We start from the raw sequence: 11,699 nt of genomic DNA, 5'->3' as shown, positions 1-11,699 counted from the left end.
CCTGGCGCCCACCTGTACATACAGGTCCTCGGGAATGAGATAACCGAACGGTCGCGTTTGCGGGCCCGCCACTTTTAACGCAGCGCTGCGTGAGACCGCGTGCCAGGTCAGCCCTGATCGAAACGCGCCTCAAGCGCCGCAACGATGGCTTTGATATCTGCCGCGTAAAACCCAGCTGCATTGATGCAGTTCGTCTCAATAATGCAAAACCCATCTGCCGTTTGGCAGATGTCCATCACATAGGCTGCGCTGTAGTCAGGATTGAGAGCCACCATCTTTTGCGCGAAGGCCAGAGCATCTAGGGGGATGTCCTGCACATAGGCGACCTTCCCAGCCTGTTTGTAGCGCGAATAACTCACCACCTGACCTGCGACAATCCACAGCCGCCACTCCGCTTCAATCGCCTGCGGCGCGGACAGCATTATTTCCGTGTCAGGGCGCAAAGATCCAATCGGCAGCTCCTCCAACGAAAGCTGAGTCACCCTTTGGGCCAATGCCACAATCTCCGCTGCTGGCAAAACACGGCCCGGGACTTCCTTGCTGTCTTCCACGGGACGCAGAAACCACATACACTCTGACGGTGCCAGTCGCTCAACGCAGTCTGACAGAGGCATCACCAGAGCCTCGCTGCCATTCAGCAAATACGGACGCCAGACATCCTCATAAAGAAACGGAGCGATGCGAAACACCCCGGGAAACAGATCATGGGAGTCGGCATATTTCCAAAGGCTGTAGGCGCCAAAAAGCAAAACAGACTTGGGATTTCGGATCACAGGCTCCGGTGTCAGTTCTCCGACGAAAGGCACAACCTTGTGCCAGCTGACATCGCGCCCAAGCTCCGCCAATATCTGCCCGAGTTTCCGCGTGTCCTCAAAGTCTTGAATAATCCACTGCATGCGCCCCGCCTATCAGCAATGAGAGAGGACACAAAGCACAAGATCCGTCCGCTCTGCGAAGACGACCGCGCCACTTCAAATTCAAACCGTAACAAAAAAGCCACCGTCTGTACGGTGGCTCTTCAAGATGGCTCTTGCCGTCTATCTACTTACGCATGACCTTGCGGTCGACACAAAGCATCAGCGCTGCAATTGCTTTTGCTGCGGGCTGCGTTGGTCGATTTTCACCGGCACCGGCTCTGCCAGCATCACCTGCTGCAACCCCGTTGGCAGCGCATCGCGCTTACCCCCGCCCGGATGATCATCGTCTTTCATGCGCATGATGGCGATGCCAAACTGCACACCCGCAAAAACAATGCCGTTGAGCACCCACATCACAACCACCGCCAGCACCCCATCAGAGCTGCTGCTGACCAGATGCCAGAGATTTGCGACATTGAGATAAAGCAGCATCGCCACAAAGGCTGCGGAAATGGCGAACCCAATGGCCACCTGACGAATATAAAGAGCAATCAGCTTTGGCATGACAGTGCCTCCTTGCGATCATTAAACGCCAGCCATGGCCAATGGGCAAGCCACAGCTGCGCGACAGATTGGCGCGAACGCTGCGTCAGCACAGCTGAGCGCAAAAAACGCGCAACCCATCGGTTGCGCGCCACAGTGATCCAACAAAGTTAACAGAGCTTGAAGGCTCGCCCAGCCCTCAAATGCAGCCTCAAAAAGCCTCTGGCTTGGCTTCTCGGGCCATATGGTCGAGCACGGCATTCACAAAACGGGACTCTTTGCCATCGGGGAAGAAGGCCGCTGCAATGCCCACATATTCGGTGATCACCACCTTAGGCGGAGCCTCACTTTGCAGGATTTCCGCCCCTGCCGCGCGGAACAGCGCCCGCAAGGTGGGATCAATCCGGTCGATTGGCCATTTGGCCACCAGCGCACGATCGGTCATCTGGTCAATGGGGGCCTGATAGTTTACCGCATCCTCAAGGGTCTTGCGAAACAGATCCGCATCCCCTTCGATCATATCGGTATCATCGTCCACTTCGGCGCCAAACCGGTGATCCAGAAACTCCACCCGCACCTGATCGACGGTCTGGTTTGAGCTCTCCATCTGAAAGAGCGCCTGCACCGCATAAAGGCGGGAGGCAGATTTCATCTTGCGTTTCTGGTTGCCGGATAGGGTCATGCCTTTGGAGTGTCCTTGAGTTGGCCAGCGAGTTTCATCTCTTCGGCATCTGGAAGAAAACCAACGCCTTTGCGCGGAGCGCCCCACTTACGGCCCAATGCCACAAGATGCAAGGCCGCAGCCGCCGCACCACCACCTTTGTTCTGCTCTTCCGGATCAGCGCGCACTTCGGCCTGCTTGCGGTTCTCCACCGTCAGAATGCCATTGCCGATGCAAAGCCCCTGCAACCCCAGGAGCTGAATCGCGCGGCTGCTGTCATTACAAACGGTCTCATAATGGGTGGTCTCCCCACGGATGACACAGCCCAACGCGACATAGCCATCAAAATTGCTCATGCGCTCGGCAATGCCAATCGCCGTCGGGATTTCCAGCGCGCCGGGCACTTCGACCACCTCATAGGTGCCACCGACGGCTTCGATCTCAGCCACGGCACCCGCCAGCATATTATCCGCGATGTCTTTGTAATAGGGCGACATGACAATCGCGAGCTTCACCGGCTTGTCAAATTCCGCACGCGGCATGATGTAGTGTTTTTCTGCGCCAGCCATGATCATTCCTCCGACAGGATTGGGCGTGTGCCCACAATGGACAGACCATAGGCGTCAAGTCCAAGGTATTTTGTTTCCGGGCTGTCTGTGAGCAGGATCAACTCCTTACACCCCAGGTTTGACAGGATCTGCGCGCCAAGTCCGGTGCGCTTTACAATGCGTGGGCCTTCGTCTTCTTCGGCGTAAAGGCTGTGGCGCACTTCGCGGAACAGACAGACCACACCACGCCCTTCCTCGGCAATCTTGCGCATCGCCGTCGGCAGCTCATTCACCGATTTTGGCCCCAGCCCAAGCACATCACTGGCCTCATGAAGCGCGTGGGTACGTGACAGAACCGGCTCTGGCGTGGTGATGTCCCCTTTGATCATGACCACATGCTCGATGCCGTGGATCTGATCCGTGAAAATGCGCATATCCCACTCGCCGCCATATTCCGACATCACGGTTTCGCGCGAGGTTTCCACCACTTCGTTATCCACGCGCGACCGATAGGCAATCAGATCACTGATGGTGCCAATCTTCAGGCCATGCTTCTTGGCCATCTCCACCAATTCTGGCAGGCGGGCCATGGTGCCATCTTCATTCATGATCTCGCAGATCACCGCACTGGGGTGGCACCCCGCGAGGCGCGAAATATCCACGGAGGCTTCGGTATGACCCGCCCGCACCAGCACACCGCCGCGTTTGGCGCGCAATGGGAAGACATGCCCGGGTGTGGCAATGGCGGCCATTGTGTTCTGTTCGTTGATGGCCGTGGCAATCGTCAGGGCGCGATCTGCGGCGGAAATCCCCGTGCTCACCCCCTCACGCGCCTCAATCGACACGGTGAAAGCGGTTTCATGGCGCGACGAATTGTTCACCGCCATCATCGGCAAATCCAGCGCATCAATGCGCTCCGCTGTCATCGGCAGACAAATCAAGCCGCGCCCATGGGTCGCCATGAAGTTGACGGCCGCCGCATCGGCAAATTCCGCCGGGATGATCAGATCCCCTTCATTTTCGCGATCCTCATGATCCACAAGGATATACATCTTGCCATCGCGCGCATCGGCGATGATCTCTTCAATCGGGCTGATCGCATCGCGCAGGCTCTGCTCGACGGGTCCGGGCTTTTCAAAGGACATGAGGTCTCTCCGCTTGGTTGCTGCCCAGATAGCCCATGCGCTGCCCGAATGCCAGTGCGGGCGCGACACCCAAGCAGGCAAAAACGCAACGACATCCAATCGCGAAGCGCAGGTCACAGGCGATTTCGCCCACGCCCACTCCGCCGAACATCGCAGTTGTAGATGGATGTGGTCATCATGCCGTGCCACCAACCATGCCACACCACAAATTTGAGTCAGAGCCGTCTAAACGAGAAAAATTGCCAGATGCAGGCCAGCAAAATCGCTATAGACAAAACTTGCATCTAAAGCCCGCTTCCTCTTGACAGAAACATCCCGGGGGTTTGGGGGCAGAGCCCCCAGCCTTATTGGCACAGAGCCTCCCCTGTCAGACGCCGACCTCAGCAAGCCGCGCCACATAGCGGGCCAAGGTATCAATCTCGAGATTCACCTGATCACCCACCTTGGCCGTGCCCCAAGTGGTGACCTCTTTGGTGTGTGAAATCATATTGACGCCAAAATCGCACCCCTCCACCTCATTGACGGTAAGGGATGTGCCATTCAGCGCCACGGAGCCTTTCGGCGCAATGAACTTTGCCAAATCTTCTGGGGCGCGGAAGGTGACGCGCGTGCTGTCGCCTTCCTGTTGCATGGCGATGATTTTTGCCACCCCATCCACGTGCCCCGACACAATATGTCCGCCCAGTTCGTCACCCACTTTCAAGGCCCGCTCCAGATTGACTTTGCGCCCTTCCGTCCAATCCCCCAGATTGGTTTTGGAGACGGTTTCCGCTGAAATCTCCACGTCATACCAATCATCGCCCATCGCCACGACGGTAAGGCAGACGCCGTCACTCGCAATGGACGCACCCATGTCGATTGTGCTGATGTCATAGGCTGTCTTGATGCGCGCCCGCAGATCGCCACGCTGCTCCAGCGCGCTGATTTCGCCCACATCTGTGATGATTCCGGTAAACATGATGCGCTCCACTGTAAGGGTTTGAGACAGACCTAACCGGCACCCGCGCACATGACAAGCGCCCAGCGTGTCTCACCACTGTCCCCTGCCCCACCCTCCGCACAGCTGTTCCATATTTTTGCCATTTCAGATGGTTAACAAATTCGATAGAACCCGCCTATAAGGTTGCAGAGCATGACGAATACCACGGGCCAAAATAGAGTTTTCCTGTTCCTGCAAGGGCCGCATGGGCCGTTTTTTGCAGCCCTGTCGCGCATGCTCCGTCGCTCAGGGGCACAGACATGGCGTGTGGGTTTCAATGCGGGCGATCAGGCGTTCTGGACACAGCGCAAGACTTTTCTACCTTTTCGAGGCACCCCAGAGGACTGGCCCAAAGTCTTCGCAGATATTTTGATACAGAAAAGCGTCACAGACATTGTGCTTTATGGGGACACCCGCCCCATCCATGCCCAAGCCGTGAAGATCGCAAAGGCGCAGGGTGTGACCGTACATGTCTTTGAAGAAGGCTACCTGCGTCCCTATTGGGTGACCTATGAGCGTGGCGGCTCGAATGGCAATTCGCGCCTGATGCAGATGAACATCGCACAGATGGAAAAGGCGCTGGAAAGCTCCGATCTGGAAACCCCAATGCCACCGGGCCATTGGGGGGATATGCGCCAACATGTGTTTTATGGCGCGCTTTATCATTGGTTTGTGATGTTCGCCAATCGGCGCTACCGCAATTTCAAACCCCACCGCGCACTGACAGTCACGCGCGAGTTTCAGCTCTATGTGCGGCGTCTTCTTCTGATGCCATTTCAGGCATTGGAGCGGCGTCTTGCGACTTTACGCATCCGCTTTGGGGGCTTTCCTTACCATCTGGCTCTGCTCCAGCTTGAGCATGACAGCAGTTTCCAGATCCACTCCCCCTTTGACAGCATGACGGATTTTCTGGCGCTCACCATTGAGAATTTTGCCTCTGGCGCGCCACTGCATCACCATCTGGTCTTCAAAGCCCATCCACTTGAGGATGGCCGCGTTCCGCTGCGCCGGGAGATCAAGCGGCTTGCGCACAAACACCATGTGCAAGATCGGGTGCATTACGTGCGCGGCGGCAAACTGGCCCAGCTGCTCAACGATGCGCGCACCGCTGTCACCGTGAACTCCACCGCAGCCCAGCAGGTGCTCTGGCGGGGCATTCCCCTGAAAGCCTTCGGCAGCGCGGTCTATGATCAGCCCGAGTTTGTGAGCACACAAGCCCTGCCGGATTTCTTTGCCGGTGCCACCCGGCCTGACAATCGCGCCTACAAAACCTACCGTCGCTATCTCCTGGAAACCAGTCAGGTGCCCGGCGGGTTTTATTCTGCGCGCGGGCGTCGCCAATTGCTGCGTCAGGTGGTGGACATGATGCTGTCTGACGAAGACCCCTATCAGGCGCTGGCCACCGGCACAGCGGCCCCAAGGCAACAGTTGCGGCTGGTGAAGTGACAACCACTAGGTCTAGCGCTGGATTTTTGGATTGAATTTCGATAAGTTGTCTCAAAAAACTGAGGCAGAATAAACAGGTCGAGGAGACCGAGCAGTGAAACTCTTTGCATCCCGCTTGGGCAAGTGCGCCGTGATGGCTGTCGCGCTGACAGCTGTGACGTCCTGCAGCCTTGTGCCCCGCTCCGGGCCAAACAAACGTGAAATTTATGCCGGGTCGGTTCAACGCGAAGGCGATGCCTTCATTGTTGCCGTCAACGACCGCGTCTCGCGCGCCACGGCCGTCGTGCCTGCCCTTGGCTTCTCCAGCGACTTTCAGAATGCCGGACAACTGGGCTCTGATACCATCCGCCCAGGCGATATTCTGGCGCTGACCATCTGGGAAAACGTCGATAAGCCGTTGCTGGGCCCCGAAGGCCAGGTGGCCGCTGTGCTCGAAGAAGTTCAGGTGGACGGCGCAGGCTTTATCTTTGTGCCTTATGCAGGCCGCATCCGGGCTGCGGGCAACACGCCCGAAGGCATCCGCCGGATCATTTCGGCCAAACTCGAAGAACAGACCCCGGACCCACAGGTTGAAGTGCGCCGCGCCGCAGGGGACGGGGCAACGGTCTCTCTCGTGGGAGCGGTTGGCGCGCAGGGCGTGTACCCGATTGAGCGCCCCACCCGCACGCTTTCAACCATGCTTGCGCAGGCCGGCGGCGTGACCATTGTGCCTGAAATTGCGCAGATCACCGTGCTGCGCGGCTCCACCACAGGGCAGATCTGGTTTCAGGATCTCTATGACAACCCACAGCTGGACATCGCGCTGCGTGGCGGGGACCGCATTCTGGTTGAGGAAGACACCCGCGCCTTCACCGCGCTTGGTGCAACCGGCACGCAAAGCCGTGTGAACTTTTTCACAAAAGACCTCTCCGCAATTGAAGCATTGGCACAAGTGGGTGGCCTCACCCCAACCAACAGTGACCCGACAGGCGTCTTTGTATTCCGCAACGAAGCTGATGACATTGCCAATAGCGTTCTGGGACGCAAGGACCTCACTGGGGCGCAGCGCATGGTCTATGTGCTGGATCTGACCGAACCCAATGGCATGTTCATGGCACGCGATTTCATCATTCGTGATGGCGACACACTCTATGTCACCGAAGCGCCGATCACCACTTGGGACAAAACCATCTCTGCAATCACAGGTACTCTGACCTCCGCAGATACGCTGAGCAGCCTCGGCGGCCTGTAACTGTGCAGGACACAGCTGACATCAAAGCCGCCGGGAGCGACAAACCCCGGCGGCTTTTTGCATTCAACGGCGGCTTTTTCCTGCAAAAGCGCCTGCGGCGCATTCTCTTCCTTGCCGGGTATGATCTGCGTCTGGGCAGGCCCACTCCAGAAGATCTGATTGCCATCTGGGGCAACAGCCCCACAGCACATCGCGGCCTCAAAGCCGCAGAGAAAACCGGTGCCTCCAAGCTTTTTGTTGAGGATGCCTTCCTGCGCTCTCTCTTTCCGGGACGCGTGGCGAAGGAGCCGCCAATTGGCTTGCTCATTGATGGTATCTGTCCGCATTTTGACCCAAGCCAGCCTTCTGACTTGGAAAACCTGCTCAAACACCATGCGCTGGATGACACCGTCTTGCTGGACCGCGCACGCGGCGGCATCGCCCGACTGCGGGAAACCCACCTGACAAAATATGCAGCCGTCGATCTGGAGAGCCCCCTGCCCGCCCCCGGCTATGTGCTTGTGATCGACCAGACCCGCAATGATGCAGCAGTGCGCGCCAGCAATGCCAATGAGGCACGGTTTCAAGAAATGCTGGTGCTGGCGCAGGAGGAAAACCCCGGCGCGCCCGTGCTGATCAAAACCCATCCAGAAACTCAGGCGGGCAGCCGCGCAGGCTATTACGGGCCAGAACATGAGACCGAGCGCGTCACGCTGTGCACCAGCGCGCACAGCCCATGGTCCCTGCTGGAGGGGGCTGTCGCCGTCTATACGGTGTCATCCCAGATGGGGTTTGAGGCCATTCTTGCCGGACACAAACCTCGCGTCTTTGGGCAGCCTTTCTATGCCGGATGGGATTTGACGCAGGATGAATTCCCGCTGTACCGCCGCCAACGCCGCCTGACCCGGGCGCAGCTTTTCGCCGCCGCCATGATCCTTTATCCCACATGGTACGATTCCTGCCGCGACCAGCTTTGTGATTTCGAAGTTGCGCTGGAGCAGATGGCAGCACAGACGCGCGCATGGCATGAAGACCGCAAAGGCTGGAACGCCTTTGGCATGCGCCTTTGGAAACGCAAACCCCTGCAAAAGTTCTTTGGCCAGCACGCCCCCATGACCTTTGATCGCAAGGGCAAATCTGGATCAAACATGGTCTGGGCGAACAAACCCGGCCCCAGTGGTGCCGTGAAACTGGAAGACGGTTTTCTACGCTCTCGCGGCCTTGGCGCAGCTCTGGTGCCGCCTCTGTCGCTGGTCTGTGATGATCTGGGCATCTACTATGACCCCAGTCAAGAAAGCCGTCTGGAACATTGGATCGCCAAGCGCGAAACCCTGCGCATTGATCAGGAGCGGCGCGCTCTTGCATTGTGCTCCGCTTTGCGTAAATCCCGCGTGAGCAAATATAATCTTTTAGGCAACACGCCCGATCTGCCAAGCGGCCATCTCATTCTGGTGCCCGGACAGGTTGAGGATGACGCCTCCATCCTGAAGGGGACCTCCGAAATAAAGACCAACCTTGCCCTGCTGCGCGCCACCCGCGCGGCCAACCCCACCGCCCGCATTCTGTTCAAACCGCACCCGGATGTGGAAGCCGGCTTGCGCCAGGGTGCCGTTGACAGAAATGAAGCAGAGGCGCTGGCGGATATGGTCCTGGAGCAGGCCGACATGGGATATCTTCTCGATCATGTCGATGAAATCTGGACAATGACGTCCCTGACCGGTTTTGAGGCTCTCCTTCGAGGATGCAAAGTCACCACTTTTGGCGCGCCATTTTATGCGGGTTGGGGGCTGACAGAGGATCTTGGCACACCGCCTGCAAGACGACGCGCGCGGCCAAACCTGACCGGGCTCATCCACGCCACTTTGATTGATTATCCCCGTTACCATGACCCGGTCAGCGGCCTCGCCTGCACGCCAGAACTTATCATTGAGCGCTTGCAAGCGGGAGACATCCCACACCCCGGCCTTGGCAACCGCCTGCTGTCAAAGCTGCAGGGACAGTTTTCAAGCTATCACCATCTCTGGCGGCGGTAAGCTCTTCTGCCTCATACTCACCGGCCCCAAACTCACCGCCCTGCAGCCCGTCCTTCCAGACGATGCCAGACAGACATGATGTCCCGCCCCACCGCGCGCTGGGAGATCAGATCAAATTTTGGGGCTTCCGCCAGCCTGGCAAGCCCCATGGCCCCAATCGCCGGATGCCCTTCGGCGCCCAGCACCATACCCGCCGAGAAGGTGATCAATTCATCAACCATATCCGCGGCAAGCAGAGAGGCCGCCAAAGCCCCGCCGCCTTCACAGAACACCCGCGTCAACCCGCGCTTGCCCAGAGCCCGCAAAACAGAGGTGGCAGAGAGTTGAACCCCTTCAAGCCCACAGGGCAACAACTCGGCACCCAGATCACGCCACGTCTGCTGCAAATTGGGGTCCGCATCCTGCCCATGGGCAATCCAAACAGGGATATCCTGCGCCGTGCGCGCAAGATTGCCCATCAGCGGGAGATCCAGCCGACGCGAGACCACAACCCGCACGGGTTGCGCTGTTGCGCCCATCCCACGCACGGTCAGAGATGGATCATCCGCACGCGCGGTGCCGCCGCCCACCATCACCGCATCATGGCGCAGACGCATGGCGTGCACTTCGCGCCGCGCCTCCGGCCCGGTGATCCACTGGCTCTCTCCAGAGGCCGTGGCAATACGGCCATCCAAAGTGGTGGCCAGCTTCAAGGTCAAGAAAGGACGACCCAGATCTGTCTTGAGAAAAAAGCCCTGCAAATCGCGCGCGGCCTCTTCCGCCATCACGCCCAGCGTCACTTCGATGCCCGCCGCCCGCAGCATCTCCAGCCCGCGCCCGGAAACGCGCGCATCACTGTCTTCCACCGCCACCACAACGCGCGCCACACCTGCCGCAATCAGCGCCTCCGCACAGGGCGGCGTCTTGCCATGGTGTGAACACGGCTCCAACGTGACGTAGGCCGTGGCCCCACGCGCGGCGGCTCCCGCCTGTGCCAAGGCCACAGGCTCCGCATGCGGGCGTCCGCCCGGCTGCGTAAAGCCGCGCCCAACGATGCGGGCATCTTTCACGATGACACAGCCCACAGCAGGATTGGGCCAGCACATACCCTGACCGCGCCGTCCCAAACTCAGGGCCAGCGCCATATATCGGCGATCAGTCACGTTTATTCCTCTGGAGCAGGATCCGGACGCAGTTCGCTGACGAATTTATCGAAGTCATCGGCGGCTTGGAAGTTCTTATAGACACTGGCAAAGCGCACATAGGCCACTGTATCAATCCGGGCGAGCGCTTCCATGACAATCTCACCAATGGTCTTGGAAGGGATATCTGTCTCACCCATGCTCTCCAGACGGCGCACAATGCCTGAAATCATCTGATCAATACGCTCTGGCTCAACCGGACGTTTCTGCATGGAAATCCGGATGGAGCGCTCCAGCTTGTCCCGGTCAAAATCTTCGCGACGGCCGTTGGATTTCACAACCACCAGATCGCGCAACTGCACCCGCTCATAAGTCGTAAAGCGCCCACCGCAAGCTGGGCAGAACCGACGCCGCCGGATCGAGACATGATCCTCCGCTGGGCGTGAATCTTTCACCTGAGTGTCGATGTTTCCACAAAACGGACAGCGCATTGACTTCCCCTTGTACCTACTGCGTACCTGCTGCTCTGAAACGGCCCGATAATCTTATGGCCGATTGGGTATTTTCCCAACTTATCCACAGGCACTATAGGTCAGCCACAACCCTTTGGGTAGAGGCAAAAGTAAACCGCGATATAGAGCATATGGGGAAAATCTGAGTTTCTTTCCCCGTGAGCTTTGCAGGCAACGCTGTTACATCAAAGGCATAGGCTCCCCGGCCTATCCCTTCATGCACTTAAATGCGCTGCCACACGTCTCGTGTGCGGCGCATTTCTATGTTCAAACATATAAATCCCCTGCCAAGTGCCCAGCATAAGGCGGCCTTCTGTCACCGGGATAGAAAGAGACACCGGCATCATCGCCGCTTTGATATGCGCGGGCATGTCATCTGGCCCTTCATAGGTATGGGTCAAATAGGACATCGCAGGATCGGTTGTGGGTGGCACCAGACGGTGAAAGAACGCCTGCAGATCAGATTGCACCTCAGGATCGGCATTCTCCTGCACCAAAAGGCTACAAGAGGTGTGGCGCACAAACAGGGTCAGCAGGCCGCTACGCTGCCCAGAAGCCCCCACCCACTGCGCTACGTGCTGTGTAAATTCATAGAGCCCGGCACCTCTCGTCGAAATTTGAAATTCCGTCTGCATATCTGATCT

General features: G+C 58.1%; 12 protein-coding genes. 3 read left to right on the top strand and 9 right to left on the bottom strand.

The window, feature by feature from the left end; translation table 11 throughout:
• Positions 1–107: 107 nt before the first annotated feature.
• The 6 genes from SHM7688_RS13310 to SHM7688_RS13285 all read right to left on the bottom strand — a co-directional run bounded on the left by SHM7688_RS13310 (position 108) and on the right by SHM7688_RS13285 (position 4,712).
• Complete coding sequence (locus SHM7688_RS13310; protein WP_058240432.1) at positions 108–896, bottom strand: ATP-grasp domain-containing protein; 789 nt, start codon at positions 894–896, stop codon at positions 108–110.
• Between the two features lie 180 nt (positions 897–1,076).
• Positions 1,077–1,421 (bottom strand): hypothetical protein, encoded by a 345-nt coding sequence (locus tag SHM7688_RS13305; protein ID WP_058240431.1) that lies wholly within the window; start codon positions 1,419–1,421, stop codon positions 1,077–1,079.
• A gap of 190 nt (positions 1,422–1,611) precedes the next feature.
• Positions 1,612–2,082 carry a transcription antitermination factor NusB gene (nusB, locus tag SHM7688_RS13300; RefSeq protein ID WP_058240430.1) on the bottom strand — a complete coding sequence of 157 codons (471 nt, stop codon included), beginning with the start codon at positions 2,080–2,082 and terminating at the stop codon, positions 1,612–1,614.
• A complete protein-coding gene (locus SHM7688_RS13295; RefSeq protein WP_058240429.1) occupies positions 2,079–2,630 on the bottom strand; it encodes a 6,7-dimethyl-8-ribityllumazine synthase in 552 nt (183 codons plus the stop codon). The genes nusB and SHM7688_RS13295 overlap by 4 nt, the downstream gene beginning before the upstream one ends.
• 2 nt (positions 2,631–2,632) lie before the next feature.
• Positions 2,633–3,754, bottom strand: a complete 1,122-nt coding sequence (gene ribB / locus SHM7688_RS13290; protein ID WP_058240428.1) for a 3,4-dihydroxy-2-butanone-4-phosphate synthase — start codon at positions 3,752–3,754, stop codon at positions 2,633–2,635.
• A gap of 367 nt (positions 3,755–4,121) precedes the next feature.
• Positions 4,122–4,712 carry a riboflavin synthase gene (locus SHM7688_RS13285; protein WP_058240930.1) on the bottom strand — a complete coding sequence of 197 codons (591 nt, stop codon included), beginning with the start codon at positions 4,710–4,712 and terminating at the stop codon, positions 4,122–4,124.
• 174 nt (positions 4,713–4,886) lie between these two features.
• Between SHM7688_RS13285 and SHM7688_RS13280 the strand changes: the two genes are divergently transcribed.
• The 3 genes from SHM7688_RS13280 (at position 4,887) to SHM7688_RS13270 (ending at position 9,422) form a co-directional block, all read left to right on the top strand.
• On the top strand, positions 4,887–6,179 hold the full coding sequence (locus SHM7688_RS13280) for a capsule polysaccharide biogenesis protein (protein WP_058240427.1): 1,293 nt from the start codon (positions 4,887–4,889) through the stop codon (positions 6,177–6,179).
• A 133-nt stretch (positions 6,180–6,312) separates the two neighbouring features.
• On the top strand, positions 6,313–7,410 hold the full coding sequence (locus SHM7688_RS13275) for a polysaccharide biosynthesis/export family protein (protein WP_058240929.1): 1,098 nt from the start codon (positions 6,313–6,315) through the stop codon (positions 7,408–7,410).
• 2 nt (positions 7,411–7,412) lie between these two features.
• A complete protein-coding gene (locus SHM7688_RS13270) occupies positions 7,413–9,422 on the top strand; it encodes a capsule polysaccharide biogenesis protein (RefSeq protein ID WP_058240426.1) in 2,010 nt (669 codons plus the stop codon).
• A 32-nt stretch (positions 9,423–9,454) separates the two neighbouring features.
• On the opposite strand, the gene ribD is transcribed toward SHM7688_RS13270, so the two are convergent.
• The 3 genes from ribD to SHM7688_RS13255 all read right to left on the bottom strand — a co-directional run bounded on the left by ribD (position 9,455) and on the right by SHM7688_RS13255 (position 11,690).
• Complete coding sequence (ribD, locus tag SHM7688_RS13265) at positions 9,455–10,570, bottom strand: bifunctional diaminohydroxyphosphoribosylaminopyrimidine deaminase/5-amino-6-(5-phosphoribosylamino)uracil reductase RibD (RefSeq protein ID WP_370733545.1); 1,116 nt, start codon at positions 10,568–10,570, stop codon at positions 9,455–9,457.
• Entirely contained in the window at positions 10,567–11,034 is a 468-nt protein-coding gene (nrdR, locus tag SHM7688_RS13260; protein ID WP_058240424.1) for a transcriptional regulator NrdR, read from the bottom strand. The genes ribD and nrdR overlap by 4 nt, the downstream gene beginning before the upstream one ends.
• Positions 11,035–11,270: 236 nt before the next feature.
• Entirely contained in the window at positions 11,271–11,690 is a 420-nt protein-coding gene (locus SHM7688_RS13255; protein WP_058240423.1) for a secondary thiamine-phosphate synthase enzyme YjbQ, read from the bottom strand.
• Positions 11,691–11,699 lie beyond the last annotated feature (9 nt).

Source organism: Shimia marina, assembly GCF_001458175.1.
Taxonomy (GTDB): domain Bacteria; phylum Pseudomonadota; class Alphaproteobacteria; order Rhodobacterales; family Rhodobacteraceae; genus Shimia; species Shimia marina.
This window is presented reverse-complemented; position numbering and strand designations above follow the sequence as displayed.